Consider the following 18,636-nt stretch of genomic DNA (forward strand, 5'->3'; position numbering starts at 1 on the left):
CTAAATTAAATATTGTTGATAGCTGCGGCTGCAACACCAAGTTGATAAATAATTTGGGTAGTAGTACTCCAAAGCGTTAGGTTGTCCATGTAATTAGAATTAAGTGGAACTACAATGGTATCCCCCGCAGAGAGTGTGTCTTCCCGATTTACTGCGAACCAGTTATTCTTTGGAATAATAACGGAACCATTGGCTTTGATGATATATATTCTCTCTTCATCAGCCAATTCTTTAATACCACCGCTACGCTCTAGATACTCAGAAAGACTCAAACCTTGTTCAAATAAATGAGAAGCTGGATAATTCACCTCCCCGATAACACTAATAGAATCTCTTTCTTGAGGAATATAAAGAGTATCCCCATCTTGTAACACTAAGGATTGCCTGCCATTCATAATACTAGGCAGATTGATTACCAGCCGACCTTGCGCTTTAATCGTACTTAAGTCTTTGAGTAACTGTTTAACTTCGGAGTAAGTAATATTTTCAGAGCTAGGCTGAAGACTCTTAGATGCAATCTCTCGCTTTAGATTTTCAGTTAAGCGTTTAAGTTGTTCCTGTTCTTGATTTTTTATCTCTTCTCTTGTAAATACAGCACTGTCTATTGAAGCGAACTCCGTCAATCCCCCTGCACGTGCAAGCACATCATTCAGTGTTTCGCCACGCTTGATTGTATATGTACCTGGGAACTTCACTTCCCCCTTAACTGTAACTTGGTTTTCATCCATCCATTTTGGAACTGACAGTATATTTATGGCATCTTTACTTTTGATGGTAATAGACGGCTGCTTCAACTCCATAGCCAAATCGAAAGATCTATGCTCTACATTCATCGATTCATCATTTTTGAACGTTGTCAACTCGGCTAAACCTAAATAGGCAGATTCGAGTAATCCACCTGCCGCCTCTATGGCATCTTTCACAGTATAATTACTGGCTATTGGATAATTACCAGGGTATTTTACGCGCCCCTGAATTGTTACGATTTCCAAAGGGTGCTGTGGTGTTGCTTGATGTTGTAGTTGCCTAATAACAGGCTCTAATAAAGATATTCTAGAAAACGGACTTGGCAGTTCAGTTTTAGTGTCCAACTCTGCATTCGTCTCTTCTGGTAACATGAAAGACCAGTTTTCGCTTTCAGGCTCACTTTTTTCTTCAAAATCTTCTGTGGCGACCTGGCTTTTTTGTCCCTGATTTAACGTTGCAATGGCTTCGGTGTCCACAAATGCCTTAAACAACTCATTTTCATATAAGTGCCATAGCTTTGTTTTTTCTTGCTGCTCTAGCTCATCAGCAGTTAAATCTAATGCTTTTAGCGCATCTTTCTCCTCGTTGAGATACTGAAAACGGCTAAAAACAAACACTTTATCGCCACTTTGTAGCTCTACAAGGTGTTTCTTATTAGTATTGGGTCTTAGTTGCTCAAGTAAGTTAAACTGTACAAGAGATACTTTTTCAAAACGTCCCCCTCGTAGGACCAATCCATAGCCCGTATCAGCTTGGGGAAGAACTGAATGCAGTGAGTTATTAAATAATTCACTGATAGTTAACCCTGGTTTCCAAGCATATTTACCTGGCCTTACAACGGCACCAATCAGCGTCACTTCATTATCGAAGTGAGTTCCCGTTTTATCAACCTTAACAGCATCACCATCTTTGAGCATCGTACTTGCAAACTCACTCCGCTCAACACCAATCACAGTTCGTGTACCGTTAGTATAGCGGCTAATCGTCACCGAATTTTTAAACGCTGTTGCACTCATACCACCAGACATTATCATCAGATCAGCTAGAGACTCCCCCTCTTTGACTTCGAATATAGCTTCTCGTCTAACCGCCCCCTCAAGTCGCACTTGACTTTTCAGACTTGGTACAAATACTGTATCTCCAGCTCTAAGCGGTGCATCATCTGCATTATCACCACTTAGTAATAAGTCATAAAGATCCAGTGTTTTTATGACTTTCCCCTTACGCTTCAACTGAATATTACGAAAAGAGCCAATATCAGTTAATCCACCGCTGGTATATATACTATGAGTGATATTTGACAAAGACGATAAAGTATAACTTCCAGGCTTTTTAACTTCTCCAACCACTAAAACCCGAATTTTTTTCAGCGCTGTAAGGGATACGTATACTGAGGTACCAATAAGCTCTCTTGATACCTTATCCTGCAATAACTTTTTAAATTCACTATATTGCATTCCAGTAACACTAACGGGTCCCAATTCTGAAAGTTTGACATGGCCCTCACCATCAACTTCGACTATTTCTTCAAAGCTTTGTTGGCCGAAAAAACTAACCTTAAGCTGATCGCCAGCACCCAAGATATAGTCCTGTGGAACAGAAACATTACTTACGTCAGTCTCTGAAAGTGTATTGCCACTAAACAACTCACTACCAAAAGGCTTTAAATCCTCTTGCTCAGGTTTGAAGCGTTTTTCTTCATTTGATAGGTAGTCTTTCTCAGGCTGTGGCTGTGGCATGTTGACTGCTTCTGGCTTTTGATTTTCTGTTGTGCCACCACTAGAAGAGTTTAGTGTACTAATATCAATACCGTACTGCTTAGCAAGCAACTGTTGTTGACTTTTCGGTAGTTTTTTAAACTGTTCTATTTGCTGCTTTGTTGGAGTAAAAGCGGCTGCGGAGCAGGCAAATAGCATTATTAGTAATAAAAGAAGACGGTTTACCAACATGCCTTACTTCATCCTGTGTAAGTGAAATTCATAAATAGACGCGTATTCTACACTAGTTATTCAAAAATCCAAATCGGGGAGAAGTATGCATTCTGTTATATTGTGTAACAGTATCAACTTGAGAAGCGGTTGGACTGAATTTGGGATAGCTACTTATTTTCTAGTAGTTGTTGTTCTCAGCTATGCCCTCCCTTATCAATCTTGAGTCAGAAAGTATCATCTGAATAGAATAACTGACATAAGTGAGCTCGTTATTTTCAATGAGTTAGCCCACAACTTATCGCTAGCTCAAATTAGTTAATTTGTTTAGCTAAACGGGAAGATTAAACTCTTCAAGCTAATAATGATGTTTAAACGGAAGACCTAGCAAGTTTAAACATCATTATTTAAATGAACAGGTTTACAACTTAAAAACTGTAAACCAAAGTAAGTGAAGTTTCTGTGTCTGTATTTTCTTTATCGTCTGCTACGTCAGAGTTGTGGATAATGTTGTACGCCACTTTCATCTGTAGAGAACCGTTGATTTTGGTCAGCAACGCCGTTTCAGACGTTGTTTTAGTGTTAGTATCACCATATTCAACCGCAATCAATTGTGTAAACCGTGCGTTTTCTGAGATCTGCCATTGGTAATCTAATTTACCAACACCGATGAATTCGCTTTCAGACGTACCAGCAAGTAGCTCACCGTCATCGTCAAGTTCAGTGCTATCGTCTTGGTGCTCAAAACGCTTTACACCGGGACCAATTTCAGCGTTAAGGTACATATCATCATTTTCGAATAAACGTTGACCATAACCCACTGAAATAACCGCTTCACTACGGTAGGCACCAAAGTAATCTGAAACATAAGAACCAAACACGAACAAATGACTGTTATCTTCATTTAGCTTGTAGTTACCCTGAACTGACGCTGAGTATTTTTCGTTGGTACGAGATGTAACATCTACGCCGGCATCGTTTTCACGCGTGTCTTCTTTGTAGAAACCATCTAACTTATACTCGTTGTTCCAATTAGTTAGGTTGTGCTTAGCTTTTATCCCACCTTTTAAGGTTGTTGTTTCTGTGTTACCACTGGTGATAATCGCACCCACTTCACTGGTTACATCCCAAACTTTCTTTGGCTTCTTAGCTTTGCCTTCTGCCGCTGCATTAGCGCTCGCAGCCATAAGAATACAACAGGTTAAAACCTTTAATTTCATTTCTAACTAACCTTTTACTGATCTTTATGTAGGTGAACATCCATTTGCGGGAATGGAATGGTGATATCGGCTTCGTCTAGCGCAATCTTAATATTTTCCACAAGTGTGAAATACGTCGGCCAGTACTCTTCTGTTTTAACCCAAGGACGAACAACAAAGTTAACACTTGAATCAGCAAGCTCTAGTACGGCAACATTATACGCAGGTTCTTTAAGAATTCTTGGCTCATTGTCTAATACAGACTTTAATACTGCTTTGGCTTCTCTTAGATCTGCGTCATAGCCAACACCAATAACAAGGTCAATACGACGTGTTTTTTCACGTGAGTAGTTAACAATTGCGCCTGACATTATAGAAGAATTTGGCATCACAATCACTTTGTTATCAGGGGTGCGAAGCTCTGTAGAGAAGATTTCTATTTTTTGTACGCTACCCGCTTTACCGCCTGCTTCAATATAGTCACCTGACTTGAATGGACGCAGCATGATGATCAATACGCCAGAGGCAAAATTAGACAGTGAACCTTGTAGTGCAAGACCAACTGCCAAACCTGCTGCACCTAGAATAGCGATGAATGAGGTGGTTTCGATACCGACTTGAGACAATGCCATAAGCAATGTCGCAGCAAACACAATCGCATAAGCAATATTGGCAACAAATGAGCCTACTGCTTTATCTACCTTGCGCTTACCAAATGCTTTTTCGGTAAGATTAGCACTGAGCTTGGCAAGTTTTAAGCCAACGAAGAAAATTATTAGTGCTATAACGCCTTGAAGCACATAGTGTAAGATTAAATCTGAGTTCTCATTAACCCACTTCCAAATAGCTTCCATACTCATCCCCCTTTTTATATTAAGCAGTTATTTATCATTAGATCGGCTGGATCATACATAGGATATATGAATATTTGCTGTATGTAGAAATAATCTCCAAAAAAATCTTTTATTAAGTTTTTTCTATATTTCCCTTTGCATTTGATAAAAACTTATGTATTATGCGCGCCACACCACACGAGGTGTTCAAGTCTTTAGTGGCGGCTGTAGCTCAGTTGGTAGAGCCCTGGATTGTGATTCCGGTTGTCGTGGGTTCAAGTCCCATCAGTCGCCCCATTCTTTCTATGTATTTATTTTCATTTTATCTTTTTGCGTATACAGAGCTCCTGCACGATAGAGATCTGCATAGCAACGATTTTATATCGTGACTTAAGAATGAAAACCTCGCTACATAAAGTAGCTCCTACACGACCAACATCAAATAATAAGCACCAAAGATCAGCATTGCTGAGATTTTATATCGCGACTTAAGAATGAAACCCTCGCTGCATAAAGCAGCTCCTACACGACCAACACCAAGCAACAAGCACCAGACATCTGCGTAGCGGCGATTTTATATCGCGACTTAAGAATGAAACCCTCTCAGCATAAAGCAGCTCCGACACGACCAACACCAAACAACAAACAACAAGCAACAAGCAACAAGCAACAAGCAACAAGCACCAGACATCTGCGTAGCGGCGATTTTATATCGCGAATAAGATCTCAGCATTAAGCCGGTTTTGCAGATAACGGAGTGATTTAGGCATAAAAAATGCCACCTTATTCAGGTGGCATCACACACGGGATTATTTCTACATACATAGAAATTCTGTATTACTTCCAGCTTCTCATTTTATGACCCTTCAATGCATAGAAGAGAATGAATAAGTAGCTAGGTAGCATTAAACTGTACGCACCTTGAGCACCTAGTCCAGCAACGTTGCCTAAACCGATAAGCAATGGTCCAAGTGCGCCACCGGCAATACCCATAATAAGTAGGCCTGATGCAGTGCCTGTTAAGCGCCCTAAGCCATCAAGTGCTAAAGGCCAAATTGCAGGCCATACCATGGCATTAGCAAAACCCAACAACGCAATACACAATAGCGGATCTGGTAAGTGAGGTCCACCAAAAGGTACCAATAGTATATTCGATAGGAAGTATGACTCATTACTGCCTAAAACAACAGCAAAAACGGTGATTATACCTGCAATAGCTGACATCACGAGCGCAGTTTGCTGTGACATAAAGCGTGGAATAGTCGCGATCCCGATCGCATAACCGATTAACATACAGCCCATGGTATATGACGTCATCACAGAGTAATCAGCAATCCCTAACTGTAATGCATATGAACCAATCGTATCGGCGGCAATAACTTCAACTGCAACATATAACGCAATACCAATAACGCCTAGCGCTAAGTGAGGATGACTAAGCGCTTCTTTTACTTCACCCTTACCTGTTGAAGCTTCTTCTTCAAATACGAGATCTGGAAGTGGTGATACTTTTGCAAATAAAGCAAATAAGAAGATTAAACCTGCGATACTCATATATGGGGCAATCAAGCTGTTTGCCATCGCGTCCTTTTGAACTTGTGACAGTGCTTCACCTTCATTTACTACACCGCTGACCACAACAGCTGCAAATACGATAGGTACGATTACACCCGCAGACTTATTGAGTAAACCCATAATACATACGCGTACAGCCGCTGATTCTTCAGAGCCCATTTTTACCACATATGGATTTACAGCAGTTTGCAACACAGTTTGACCAACACCTATCATTAACTGAGCAAATAGGAAGATTTCGATCATTTGCATTTTTGCAGCAGGAATATACATCAATGCAGATAAAGCCATAATCGCGCAACCGATAGCCATACCATTTTTGTAACCGACTTTTTTGATCAGCATCGCTGATGGGATACCAGCGATCGTCACTGCAATATAGAAAGAAGAAATGATAAATGAAGCTTGGAGCGGTGATAGCTCCAACATCTGTTGTAAGAATGGCGTAATAGCCCCATTTAACCAAGTAATGCAGCCCAATATGAAAAACATTGACCCTGCGAGTGTCATAGGTAGCCAGACGCTTTGTTTGGCGAGTTGTTCTTTATCCACTGTCGCTTCCATAAAACTCTTCTTGTTGCTAGGGGTACATTGCAGTTTTGAAGCAAACTCAGCAATGTACAAAGTTAATTTGGATTATTATTTTTGCGCTTTATGTGCTCAATTTGGCATAGATCCAGAAAAATGACAGCGCTGACATTTAACTTTACGTTAAAATCTATTTCATTACCAGTTAGAATTTGAGCAAAATTATCACCAAAAAAGGGCCATTGCCCTTTTTTGCGATAAACTGAATACGAGGGTTTATTTCAACCCTGTGACACGGCTCGTATTTTTTTCTCCGGCTCGCGTTCTCAACAATACCTTACTTTCATCTGAGACACTCATCTGATCAGTATAAGGCTGCCAAGATTCACCATTGTCTACGCTCACTTCTATTGCCAGATAAGGAAACGCACTATTCGCTTCAAGTTTCCCCAACACCACCTTAGCACCTGGAACCGGAAGGTTTGGCTTAATGCCATCATTCTGTAACTTTGCAATCTCTTTTAAAGACAGGGCTGCAGCGAAGGTTGAGAAGTCTTTGTTTAGCTCTTTTTGGTTAATACGACGCCCTTCCCAATCCGCTTTATGCCAAGCGCGCTCTGCAAGCGAAAGCAATCGAGGGAAAATCAATCGTAACACTTGGTCTTCCGAGCGAATGGTCTCACTCCATATTTGCCCTTGCATACCAAGGATATTTTGCGGCTTCTTAAGCGCAGGTAATTCTCGACCAACTAAGGCTTCAAGATTCACGATAGGCTCACGGTTTCGCGTGAAGTCCGCATTCGCATAAATATTATCTGGCATATATGAAAATGCTTTTTTCGTATCTGTATAACGAGTTGCCCAATAATAGCCGCGCTCTTCAGGGTGCGCTTCGTAAGGGTGATCAAAGTACAAATGAGTACCGTGAGACAAAATAACTTGGTAATTGTTGTTTGCAAAACGGTGAGCTCTGTCTGCAACTCCCCACTCCCAAATGTTATCCCAAGTATTTACCAAAAACTGCGGATTTGGGAATTCATCACGTTTAAAGGTCGTCGTAGTGTTATACATTAAACCATCTTCCCAAGCGGCAGGGGTAATCCCACGCTTAGCAAGCAGTTTTGCTACTTTTTGAGTAAAGTATGGTTTTAAATCATTGGGTCCAGCGACCCCATTGTCGGCTACCGCAAATAACTCATTACATGCAGGTGACTCAGTCCATGAGCCCTTTCCAACCTCATCGCCACCAAAATGGACTGTCGTTAGCATAGTACCAGCATCGCGATACATTTCCTGCAGCTCATATACCACCTTTTCTATAAAGGCATAGCTTGAGTCCAAGCAAACATTAATAGAGTTATCTGTGTAGAGTTGTACGGTTAGATACTTTGAAGTGTCATCAATATCGTTCAGAAGATAGGCTTTGGCCTCTTGCGCTTTACCCGCTTCCATCAATTTGTGATAACGCGCTTCCATCGACTTAATCGCAGCACGAGCATGCCCGGGGCTTTCGATTTCTGGAATGATCTCAATATGACGCGCAGTAGCAAATTTAAGTAACTCGACAAAGTCCTCGCGAGAAAGGTAACCATTTCCACTTCCCGTTTTGAAAGGGCCTGTGCCCAACTGAGTCAGTAAGCACTCACGCTCTTGTAAGTCAAAACAACGGAAAGCGCCAACTTCCGTCAACTCAGGAAGCCCAGGGATCTCCAAGCGCCAACCTTCATCATCTGAAAAGTGCCAGTGGAACTTATTTAACTTATAGCGCGCCATCTGTTCAATTAACTTAAATAACGCATCTTTACCATGATAGTTACGGGCATTGTCGTAATGCATACCACGCCAGCTAAAACGCGGAGAGTCTTTGATCTCTACGTGAGACAAGGTAATTTCATTTTTACTATCGGCAGGAAATAGCGCAAGCAAACTTTGAATACCGTAAAACACACCTGCGTTATCAATACCCGTGATTTCAATCACATCATCATCAATATCTAATGTATATGACCCGGCTTGGTTGTAGTCATAATCGCGCCCTAGACTTTTCGCAACTTTAAGGCGGATCGTTGGGATATTCCCTTCAGGCACATGATTTGCTTCAGCTTTTAAATCCAACCCATATTCTGATAAGTCTTCCTGAAAAACAGCGACTTCTGACTTTAAGCGTCCCGCAAAGCGGATCTGCCAGTTGTTGTTAAGGGCAATTTCACCACGGTTAAAGTCGATATGCTCAGGCTTTGGAATGATACGTCTTAGCGCATCTTCTTTTGAGACCGAAACATTGCTTTGATTACGTTCAAAACGCAGCGCTGCGTTAGCTATCTGCGTGTAATCAGTAGGTGTATTGTATCTTTTCAGCTGGTTCTCACGCTCAAATGGCGCAACAAACTGCGTCATGTCTTCGGTATCAGTATTTGCAAAAATGACCGGCTTATTTTTACCTGAGACAATAAAAGCACGCGGCATAAAATCGCTGTATGCAGCAACCCAAGCTGAAGCATCAAAAGCTAATTTGAGTTTTTCACCCGCTTTTAAACCAGCGAACGAATTAGTAGGGGTTATACGATGGAGGTCGCCATTAATATGCTCAAAGCGCAGACCTTCAGCTGTTTCCGTTGAAATATGACGTACTGAGTGCAAGTAGATTTGCCAATCGCTTTGCCCTTTTGGTAGATCAACTTTTGAGTTGTTAGTCAGTGTTATAGCACCGCTAAAGCCCTCTGCACCATTACTGAAGTTATTTTCTACCGCAAATTCAAAATGCGTGTCACTTGCAAACTGCGCTAATTGCTGCTGCGTTAAAGATGCTTGTGTATAGAACGAGCACCCAGCAATTATCGCTCCAAGCAAAGTCGTTTTTATTCTCATCTTTTGCTCCCAGTCTTCATGTTCAATTCAAAATGAACATCATTTAATCACTCATTGTTCCTAAACATCATATAAAAGTTAAAATGACAGCGCTATCATTATTTTTTCATATCCCTGTGTTAGACAAAATGAAACTACTCTGATTTAGCTGTAAATACCATCAAATAGCGATGAACTTAACCTTGGAAATAGCGAGTGCTTGCAGAAAGTGCAGGATTGAGTTTGATAACTTGTGAAAGCTTCAGAGGATCGTAATTGAGAGTCGTAAAAAAGCGGCGGATTTACTGCATGAATGCAATAACGCCGCCACTGAATCAAAATGTGAAATTACCAGATTTTCACTCTGTCTTCTGGCTTAAGATACATCTTATCGCCCTCTTTCACATTAAATGCTTTATAAAATTCAGGCATATTTGGTAGCACACCGATCACTCGATAATGACTTGGTGAATGCGGATCTGTCATCAGACGATTACGCAGCTCTTCATCGCGATATTTGCGACGCCAAATTTGTGACCAACCCATAAAGAAGCGCTGCTCTCCAGTGTAACCATCTATAATCGGCGCTTTCTGATCGCCTAGTGAAATTTGGTACGCTTTATATGCAACGGTTAAGCCACCTAAATCACCGATATTTTCACCCAGTGTCAGTTCACCATTAACGCTAGCATCTTCAAATGGTTTAAAACTATTAAATTGCTCAACCAACTTTTGGCTACGCGCTTCAAATTGCGCTAAATCAGACTCACTCCACCAATTACGCAGGTTACCATCTCCGTCATACTTGGCACCTTGATCGTCAAAGCCGTGACCCAACTCGTGACCGATAACCGCACCGATTGCACCGTAGTTTACTGCATCATCCGCTTCTAGGTTAAAGAATGGTGGCTGTAAAATCGCAGCAGGGAATACAATCTCGTTATTCACTGGGTTATAGTACGCGTTCACCGTTTGCGGTGTCATAAACCACTCACCACGATCCACAGGTTTGCCTAATTTATCGATCATTTCCTGATTAGCAAATTGGCTATAACGCACATAGTTACCCACTAGATCATCAGGACTTATCTCAAGTGCTGAATAATCTTTCCATTTGTCAGGATAGCCTATTTTAGGCGTGAACTTATTGAGCTTTTCTTTGGCGGCTACTTTCGTTTCAGCGCTCATCCACTCTAAGCCGTCAATTGCTTGATCAAACCCTTTAATAAGGTTGGCAACCAATTCTTCCATGCGCGCCTTTGCTTCTGGTGGGAAATACGACTTCACGTAGATTTTGCCTAACATCTCCCCAAGAACAGAGTTACTTGCATCTACCGCTTTTTTCCATGTTGGTGCTTGCTCTTCTACACCCTTCAATGTTTTGCCAAAGAAGCCAAATTTAAGATCAACAATATCTTTGCTTAATAACTCTGCATAGTCATTGGTAAAGTGAAAAGTTAAATAGTCTTGCCAGACTTCTAGCTTTGAATCAGCAATGATTTTTGATAGCGATTCAAAGAAACTCGGTTGGCTTACAATAAGTGAATCCGTTTTAATACCAAGTGCGGTTAAAAACGCAGACGTATCAAAGTCAGGCATTAACGCATTAAACTCTTCTTGGCTAAGCTTGTTATAAGTTTTAGTCGCATCGCGGCTTTCAACACGTGTCCACTGTGCCTCAGCAACCTGCTTTTCTAACTCAATAATATTAAACGCAGCTTGACCTGGATTTTTATGACCAGCCTTAGCTAACAATTGTTCGATATAGCGCTGATACTGTTCGCGAATTTTACTAAACTTTTCGTCATCTTTCAGGTAGTAGTCGCGATCAGGTAGACCAAGCCCTGACTGGAACATATAAAGCGCGTTTTCACTCGAGTTTTTAGCATCATTATTAACGTACCAACCAAACGGTGTACTTGCCCCCGTTAAACGCATTTTAGCAAAGATAGTTGGTAGCTCTGATTTAGTCTTCAGCGCTTGAACGTCATCCAAGTACGGCTTAATGGGGTTTAAGCCTAGTTCGTTTCTCGCTCCTTCATCCATATAGCTTTGATAAAACGCACCTAATTTCTGCTCATCGCTGCCTGCTTTTGCAGACGCGTTATTTGCAGCATCTTCTAGCACTTTACGCAGTGCTTTTTGTGACTCATCATAGAGCTGCGAGAAAGAACCATAATTTGACTTATCTGCAGGGATTTTTGTTTTTTCTAACCAGTGACCATTCACGTGAAAATAGAAGTCATCTTGTGGGCGCACTGATTTATCAATATTTTCGAGTTCAATACCAGAGTTCAAAACCACCTTTTGTGCTTCGGCTTGCTCCGCTGGCTGTTGTTGTTGTGTTTGCGGTTGTTCACTACAACCAATCAATCCCAATGCAAGTGCAACACTTGCAGCGGTCAGTGAGAGTTTTTTCATTATATTCCCCTGATAGAATTTCGCGTATAAGTAGCCATTCAATAGTCTACCGCTGAGCCTGATGAATGACTACGTTCTGATCTTTGAATTTAGTAACAAAGTTTGTCACTTACTTTAGCGTGCTTGTAGTAACTCTACGATTGCTTTATTGGCCTCAGGAAACGCGAGCTCATGCAAATGCTCAACTGCAACCCATTTAGAAGGTTGCCCTTCTGCACCATGGGCTTCACCGGAAAAATCCTCAACATGATGAATATATAAACACACCGCCTTATCAGCATAGTCATGCTCAATACGCATTAGCTCTGATGAGTTATAGATCTCGATGCCAACCTCTTCTTGTAGCTCACGTTTCAATGCCGAAAACACATCTTCGCCCGCTTCCATTTTCCCGCCAGGAAATTCCCAAAGTCCACCTTGATGTTGCTCTTCACCTCTTAAACATACAAAGATTTGTTGATCTTTTTCGATCACTCCAACGGCAACTTCAACACGTTTTTTTTGCATAATTCACTCCATAAAAAAAGCGACTTAGCGTCGCTTTTTATACCAATTTAGATTTAGGGCCTGTTATTTTAGTTTTCCGCAACACTGCTTATACTTCTTGCCAGATTGACAAGGACAAGGATCGTTACGGCCTACTTTAGGCTCATTTCGATGAGCAACAGACACACCTTCTGGTGCATCACCACCTACGCGCTCAACCTCTTCATGTTGATATTCACGCGGTGCTTGCTCACTCTTGCGGTGCTGCTCTTCAACTTTTTCAACATCTTCTTCAGCACGAACCTGAACCTTACTAAGTACACCAACCACGTCGATCTTCAAGTTCTCAAGCATTTGTGAGAATAACTCAAATGACTCACGCTTATACTCTTGCTTCGGATTCTTCTGCGCATAACCACGTAAATGAATACCTTGACGAAGATGGTCCATTGCCGCTAAGTGATCTTTCCAATGCTGATCTAGGCTTTGTAGCATAACCGCTTTTTCGAAATGACGTAGTACATCTGAGCCTACCATCTCTTCTTTTTGCTTGTACGCCTTATCAACCTCTTCTACGATACGATCGCGTAGCACTTCTTCATATAGTTTGCTGTCTTCTTCAAGCCATTTTGCAATCGGAAGCTCAACATGGAAGTCATTTTTCAAGCGTTCTTCAAGTGCTGGAATGTCCCACATTTCAGCAAGACTTTGCGGTGGAATATACTGATCAACAGTCGCATTCAACACATCTTCACGAATAGCCGTAATAGTCTCTGAAATATCGCCTTCTTCAAGTAGTTCGTTACGTTGCTCGTAAACCACTTTACGTTGATCGTTCGCAACATCATCGTATTCAAGTAATTGTTTACGAATATCAAAGTTACGCGCTTCTACTTTGCGCTGGGCGTTTTCAATGGCACGGTTAACCCATGGGTGCTCAATAGCTTCACCACGTTGCATACCGAGTTTGCGCATCATGTTAGTCATACGCTCACCAGCAAAGATACGCATCAATGCATCATCCATCGATAGGTAGAAGCGGCTTGAACCTGCATCACCTTGACGACCAGCACGACCACGCAACTGGTTATCAATACGACGAGATTCGTGACGTTCAGTACCAATAATGTGTAAACCACCAGAAGCCAGTACTGCATCGTGACGCGCTTTCCAAGCTTCTTTGATTTCTGCTACTTGCTCTTCTGATGGATTTTCTAACTTTTCAACATCCGACTGCCAGCTGCCACCCAGTACGATATCCGTACCACGACCAGCCATATTCGTGGCAATCGTTACTTTGCCCGGTAGACCCGCGTCCGCGATAATATCCGCTTCTTGTGCGTGGAATTTAGCATTCAGTACGTTATGCTCAATTTTTTCTTTGCGAAGGAAGTGAGAAAGATACTCAGAACTTTCGATAGATACTGTACCCACCAACACAGGCTGACCACGTTCTTGGCAAGAACGAATGTCTTCAAGAATGGCTTCAAATTTCTCTTCTTGCGTCAAATATACAAGATCTGCTCGGTCATCACGAACCATAGGTTTATTGGTTGGGATAACTACCGTATCTAGACCATAAATTGATTGGAACTCGAATGCTTCAGTATCCGCCGTACCTGTCATACCAGCAAGTTTGTTGTATAGACGGAAGTAATTCTGGAAGGTGATGGAAGCCAAGGTTTGGTTTTCGTTTTGAATACGAACCCCTTCTTTAGCTTCAACGGCTTGGTGAAGGCCTTCAGACCAACGACGCCCTTCCATCGTACGGCCCGTGTGCTCATCAACAATAATAACTTCGTTATCTTTTACAACGTAATCAACGTCTTTTTGATATAGTTTGTGAGCGCGCAGTGCTGCGTAAACATGGCTAAGCAGTGAAATATTACCAGCTGAATAAAGAGAGTCACCCTCTTCAATCAACCCACGTTCCGTCAGTAATTCTTCAACTTTAACTTGGCCACGCTCAGTAAGGTGAACTTGTTTACCTTTTTCATCGATGGTGAAATCGCCGTCACCTTCAATGCCTTCCTCGTCCTCTTTTTCTTGTTGCACAAGATCAGGAACAATTTTATTGATTTCAGCATAAAGCTCAGAACTATCTTCGGCAGGACCAGAAATGATAAGTGGTGTACGTGCTTCATCAATTAGGATTGAATCCACCTCATCCACCACCGCATAGTTAAGTGGACGCTGTACACGCTCTTCAACACTAAACGCCATGTTATCGCGTAGGTAGTCAAAGCCGAACTCGTTGTTAGTACCATAAGTGATATCCGCAGCATAGGCTTGCTTTTTTTGCTGTGGCATCATGCCTGGTACGTTACATCCAACAGTAAGGCCTAGGAATTCGAATAGTGGACGGTTTGTCTCAGCATCACGCTTAGCTAGGTAGTCGTTGACGGTAATAACGTGAACACCCTTACCTGAAACTGCATTTAAATACGCAGGCAATGTTGCTGTTAGTGTTTTACCTTCACCCGTTCTCATTTCTGAAATGCGGCCTTGGTGTAGTACCATACCACCAATCATTTGCACATCGAAATGACGCATTCCAAATACGCGCTTAGATGCTTCACGCACCGTAGCGAACGCCTCTGGTAATAAATCATCTAGACTCGAACCTTGTTCAATACGCTGTTTGAATTCAGCGGTTTTTGCCTTTAGTTCTTCATCGCTTAATTTGTCGTATTGTTCTTCTAACGCATTGATTAAAGCGACTGTTTTTCTTAGGTTTTTGATGGTGCGATCATTACGACTACCAAAAATTTTGGTAAAAATATTTGCTAACATGTTTAAACCGTTTCACTCTGTGTATTGGCTGACCCATGTCTCTAAACCTATGTTATTAAGACTGGGGCGCGCTTGTCCTGTTGGCGACAAAAGCGTTCCTAAACTACGGTTTTCATTATGCCAATTTAGGAGTGAGCATTTTGTATCTTGCCGAGTTAAAATTATGCCCTATCATACCAGACTCTTTGTTTCTGCAAACCTTATTGGGTAAATAATACCAAGTTCAATTGCAAGAAATCTTTACTGTTGAGCGTAAGTGTAGCGTTGCAAGTGATAAAGTTTAGTTGGCACCTAACTCGACTCATTTATTCGAGTACAAAACTAAGCGCTTTCGACAACAAATGTTGGTACTTTTGGATTTCTCAAAAATTTCTCTCTGATATACTTAGTAGACTGAGAAACCACCAGTGCGGAGTAATTTAACTCCGTATTATCCCGATATGGCGGTTATTTTTTATTTTTCAACCTATGGGAAGTAAGTCATTGGCTAAAAATCGCTACAATCCAAAACCGCTTGATGAAGTGATGGGGGGGTGGTCAGATAAACTCAATCAATATGGTCAAAAAAGCGCCCAAGCGGAACAGTTACAGAGCTGTTTGGAAGACACTCTAGGCCCTATTTTGAGTAAGAAGTGCCGTGTTGCTTACTACAAAGAAGGGACACTAACAATAGAAGCGGCTTCAGCAACGCTTGCTACTCGGTTAAACTTTTTAAAAATGGATATTCTCAGTGCATTTAGAAAAGTGGGATTACATGACTGTGCGTTAGTGAAAATTACCACCAATCCAGAAGCTCAACAGCGTCTCTCAAATAAGGTGGAATCCCAATCTTCGACCTATCAAGCCAATCGAAGTATGAGCCAAGCCACTGGCGAGCATTTGCTAGCGCTAGCGCAATCCGCGCCACCATCGCTTAAAGCAAAACTAGAAAGACTCGCTAAACACGCAAACACAACGCAAAAAAAATGACGCCTTAGCGTCACTTTTTATCAAACTATATTAGCCTAAGAAGCTTATGCCGTTGCGGTATTGATACCCGCTTCCATTCCTGGCGCTGGCATACTGACTGGCTCTTCGAATGTTGCCCACTCCCATGCTGACTCAGTTGCCATGATTTCACGAAGCAACATATTGTTTAGGCCGTGGCCTGATTTATAGCATGAGATCTTACCTAAAATGTTGTGACCTGCCATAAACATATCACCCACACAGTCTAAGATCTTGTGTTTAACAAACTCATCCGCATAGCGCAGGCCATCTGGATTTAATACTTTAAACTGATCTAAAACAACCGCATTGTCCATGCTACCACCTAAGGCTAGGTTGTTTGCATGCATGTATTCGATGTCACGCATAAAACCGAAAGTACGAGCACGACTGATCTCTTCAGTAAAGCTTTGCGCGGTAATGTCCAATCCAATACGTTGGCGGCTAGCATTGATCGCAGGGTGATTGAAGTCGATTTCAAAGTCGATGTGGAAGCCATCGTAAGGTTCAATTTCAGCCCACTTGTCGCCATCTTCAACACGCACTTTTTCTTTGATGCGAATAAAGCGCTTGGCAGCGTTTTGCTCTTCAATCCCGCCTTTTTGAATTAAGTAGATGAATGGCAATGCACTGCCATCCATAATAGGCACTTCGGCGCTGTCTAGCTCTACGATGAGATTATCAATCCCAAGCGCAGCGACCGCAGCAATCAAATGCTCGGTAGTAGACAAGCGAACGCCGTCTTTATTTGTTAAACACGTACACAGTTGCGTGTCGCCCACAGCTTCCGGTGTTGTTTCAAAATCAACAACAGGGTCTAGATCAACGCGGCGAAATACAACACCTGTATTCACACCAGCTGGTCGGAGAGTGATCGTGACCTTTTCACCTTTGTGTAAACCTACACCTGTGGCTTTAACGACTTGTGCAATCGTACGTTGTTTAATCATATATTCGCCCACTTAAATTCTAGATAGGCGGCGGAGTATAACATAGTTCCACCAAACTGCCAATCTTTGTTTATTTTTTATACCAACCTTAGTCTGACTGCTTACGTAAAAAAGCCGGAATATCGAAGTAGTCACCTTTTTCTTTACTGTCGCTGCCTTTTGCACTTGCTGAACTAGAAGCTTGTTGTGGCTTCTGCTCTTGTACTTGTGGTGCAGGCGCTTCAGCTGGTTGCTCAGGTTCTGCCGCTGACGTTTGTGGTTGCGTAAAGCTTGGCACATACATGCTCGTTTGTGAGCTAGTTTGTGTGCCACCTACTGCATCTGAGCCTGAGGCTTGTCTAAAGCCATTGTCTACAATACCAAATTGCGGACGACGGTCACCACCTAAGCCTGTAGCAACTACGGTCACTCTTAGCTCTTCGCTCATTTCAGGGTCAATAACAGCACCTACTACCACAGTCGCGTTTTCTGACGCTAATGCTTTAACATGGTTACCAACGACCTCAAACTCTTCGATAGTAATGTCCATGCCAGCGGTGATATTCACCAAAATACCTTTCGCGCCAGTTAGGTCAACATCTTCTAAAAGCGGGCTAGAAATCGCGGCTTCCGCAGCTTCTTGTGCACGATCAGGACCTGTTGCCGAAGCAGTCCCCATCATTGCAGTACCCATTGCTGACATCACGGTTCTCACATCCGCAAAGTCAACGTTGATTAGACCTGAACGTGTGATCAACTCTGCAATACCTTGTACCGCGCCATAAAGCACGTCATTTGCTTTAGCGAAGGCATCTAGCAGTGTAGTCCCTTTACCAAGAACTTTAAGCAATTTGTTGTTTGGAATTGTAATAAGTGAATCTACAATTTCTGACAACTCAGCAATACCTTGCTCAGCCGCAGCCATGCGCTTTTTACCCTCGAGATCGAAAGGACGCGTTACTACAGCCACAGTCAAAATACCTAGTTCTTTTGCTGCACGAGCAACAACAGGTGCGGCACCGGTACCTGTACCACCGCCCATACCGGCTGCGATAAATACCATGTCTGCGCCTTCAAGGCTGCTCTTGATGGTTTCTAGATCTTCTTCTGCTGCGCTGCGACCCACTTCTGGGTTTGCGCCAGCTCCAAGGCCTGAGGTAATCTGAGTACCTAGCTGTACGGTAATATCCGCAGACGAACGGCGTAACGCTTGTGCGTCAGTATTCGCTACGATAAAACGTACACCTTCAATTTCTTGGTTTACCATGTGTTCTACGGCGTTACCGCCGCCGCCACCGACACCGATGACTTTAATGACAGCTTCTTCGCTGTGCTGTTCCATAATATCAAACATCTTCACTCT

11 protein-coding genes and 1 tRNA gene are annotated in these 18,636 nt (G+C 42.3%); 2 read left to right on the forward strand and 10 right to left on the reverse strand.

Annotation, left to right across the window (positions count from 1 at the left end; translation table 11 throughout):
- Positions 1 to 5: 5 nt before the first annotated feature.
- From L1D50_RS00345 to L1D50_RS00355, 3 genes are all read right to left on the reverse strand, one after another.
- The gene (locus L1D50_RS00345; RefSeq protein WP_239965283.1) at positions 6 to 2,696 is read right to left on the reverse strand and encodes an SLBB domain-containing protein; all 2,691 of its coding nucleotides are present in this window, start codon (positions 2,694 to 2,696) and stop codon (positions 6 to 8) included.
- A gap of 407 nt (positions 2,697 to 3,103) precedes the next feature.
- Positions 3,104 to 3,895: a DUF481 domain-containing protein gene (locus L1D50_RS00350; protein ID WP_138522219.1), complete on the reverse strand. Its 792-nt coding sequence runs from the start codon at positions 3,893 to 3,895 to the stop codon at positions 3,104 to 3,106.
- 14 nt (positions 3,896 to 3,909) lie between these two features.
- Positions 3,910 to 4,728 (reverse strand): mechanosensitive ion channel domain-containing protein, encoded by an 819-nt coding sequence (locus tag L1D50_RS00355; protein ID WP_128728770.1) that lies wholly within the window; start codon positions 4,726 to 4,728, stop codon positions 3,910 to 3,912.
- A gap of 200 nt (positions 4,729 to 4,928) precedes the next feature.
- Here L1D50_RS00355 and L1D50_RS00360 point away from each other — a divergent pair.
- Positions 4,929 to 5,004 (forward strand) — tRNA-His (locus L1D50_RS00360).
- A gap of 540 nt (positions 5,005 to 5,544) precedes the next feature.
- Here L1D50_RS00360 and L1D50_RS00365 read toward each other — a convergent pair.
- From L1D50_RS00365 to secA, 5 genes are all read right to left on the reverse strand, one after another.
- Complete coding sequence (locus L1D50_RS00365; RefSeq protein WP_045987925.1) at positions 5,545 to 6,846, reverse strand: MFS transporter; 1,302 nt, start codon at positions 6,844 to 6,846, stop codon at positions 5,545 to 5,547.
- 240 nt (positions 6,847 to 7,086) lie between these two features.
- Positions 7,087 to 9,678 carry a family 20 glycosylhydrolase gene (locus L1D50_RS00370; RefSeq protein WP_239965284.1) on the reverse strand — a complete coding sequence of 864 codons (2,592 nt, stop codon included), beginning with the start codon at positions 9,676 to 9,678 and terminating at the stop codon, positions 7,087 to 7,089.
- Positions 9,679 to 10,005: 327 nt separating this feature from the next.
- The gene (locus L1D50_RS00375) at positions 10,006 to 12,078 is read right to left on the reverse strand and encodes a M13-type metalloendopeptidase (RefSeq protein ID WP_239965285.1); all 2,073 of its coding nucleotides are present in this window, start codon (positions 12,076 to 12,078) and stop codon (positions 10,006 to 10,008) included.
- A 114-nt stretch (positions 12,079 to 12,192) separates the two neighbouring features.
- The gene (gene mutT, locus L1D50_RS00380) at positions 12,193 to 12,585 is read right to left on the reverse strand and encodes an 8-oxo-dGTP diphosphatase MutT (protein WP_128728773.1); all 393 of its coding nucleotides are present in this window, start codon (positions 12,583 to 12,585) and stop codon (positions 12,193 to 12,195) included.
- 63 nt (positions 12,586 to 12,648) lie between these two features.
- Positions 12,649 to 15,357, reverse strand: coding sequence for a preprotein translocase subunit SecA (gene secA, locus L1D50_RS00385; RefSeq protein ID WP_128728774.1), 2,709 nt, complete (start codon positions 15,355 to 15,357; stop codon positions 12,649 to 12,651).
- Positions 15,358 to 15,840: 483 nt separating this feature from the next.
- On the opposite strand from secA, the gene L1D50_RS00390 reads away from it, so the two are divergent.
- A complete protein-coding gene (locus L1D50_RS00390) occupies positions 15,841 to 16,326 on the forward strand; it encodes a DciA family protein (protein ID WP_239965286.1) in 486 nt (161 codons plus the stop codon).
- A gap of 44 nt (positions 16,327 to 16,370) precedes the next feature.
- On the opposite strand, the gene lpxC is transcribed toward L1D50_RS00390, so the two are convergent.
- Together lpxC and ftsZ are read right to left on the reverse strand one after the other, a co-directional pair.
- Positions 16,371 to 17,294 carry a UDP-3-O-acyl-N-acetylglucosamine deacetylase gene (gene lpxC / locus L1D50_RS00395; RefSeq protein WP_010368639.1) on the reverse strand — a complete coding sequence of 308 codons (924 nt, stop codon included), beginning with the start codon at positions 17,292 to 17,294 and terminating at the stop codon, positions 16,371 to 16,373.
- A gap of 88 nt (positions 17,295 to 17,382) precedes the next feature.
- Positions 17,383 to 18,627, reverse strand: a complete 1,245-nt coding sequence (gene ftsZ, locus L1D50_RS00400; RefSeq protein WP_045987929.1) for a cell division protein FtsZ — start codon at positions 18,625 to 18,627, stop codon at positions 17,383 to 17,385.
- Positions 18,628 to 18,636 lie beyond the last annotated feature (9 nt).

It is taken from the genome of Pseudoalteromonas sp. Isolate6, from assembly GCF_022398435.1.
Lineage (GTDB): Bacteria > Pseudomonadota > Gammaproteobacteria > Enterobacterales > Alteromonadaceae > Pseudoalteromonas > Pseudoalteromonas galatheae.

Coding starts and splice junctions, on each gene's coding strand:
- L1D50_RS00355 (WP_128728770.1), bottom strand. CDS start 4,728: ATGGAAGCTATTTGGAAGTGGGTTAATGAGAACTCAGATTTAATCTTA.
- mutT (WP_128728773.1), bottom strand. CDS start 12,585: ATGCAAAAAAAACGTGTTGAAGTTGCCGTTGGAGTGATCGAAAAAGAT.
- L1D50_RS00370 (WP_239965284.1), bottom strand. CDS start 9,678: ATGAGAATAAAAACGACTTTGCTTGGAGCGATAATTGCTGGGTGCTCG.
- lpxC (WP_010368639.1), bottom strand. CDS start 17,294: ATGATTAAACAACGTACGATTGCACAAGTCGTTAAAGCCACAGGTGTA.
- L1D50_RS00365 (WP_045987925.1), bottom strand. CDS start 6,846: ATGGAAGCGACAGTGGATAAAGAACAACTCGCCAAACAAAGCGTCTGG.
- ftsZ (WP_045987929.1), bottom strand. CDS start 18,627: ATGTTTGATATTATGGAACAGCACAGCGAAGAAGCTGTCATTAAAGTC.
- L1D50_RS00345 (WP_239965283.1), bottom strand. CDS start 2,696: ATGTTGGTAAACCGTCTTCTTTTATTACTAATAATGCTATTTGCCTGC.
- L1D50_RS00350 (WP_138522219.1), bottom strand. CDS start 3,895: ATGAAATTAAAGGTTTTAACCTGTTGTATTCTTATGGCTGCGAGCGCT.
- L1D50_RS00375 (WP_239965285.1), bottom strand. CDS start 12,078: ATGAAAAAACTCTCACTGACCGCTGCAAGTGTTGCACTTGCATTGGGA.
- secA (WP_128728774.1), bottom strand. CDS start 15,357: ATGTTAGCAAATATTTTTACCAAAATTTTTGGTAGTCGTAATGATCGC.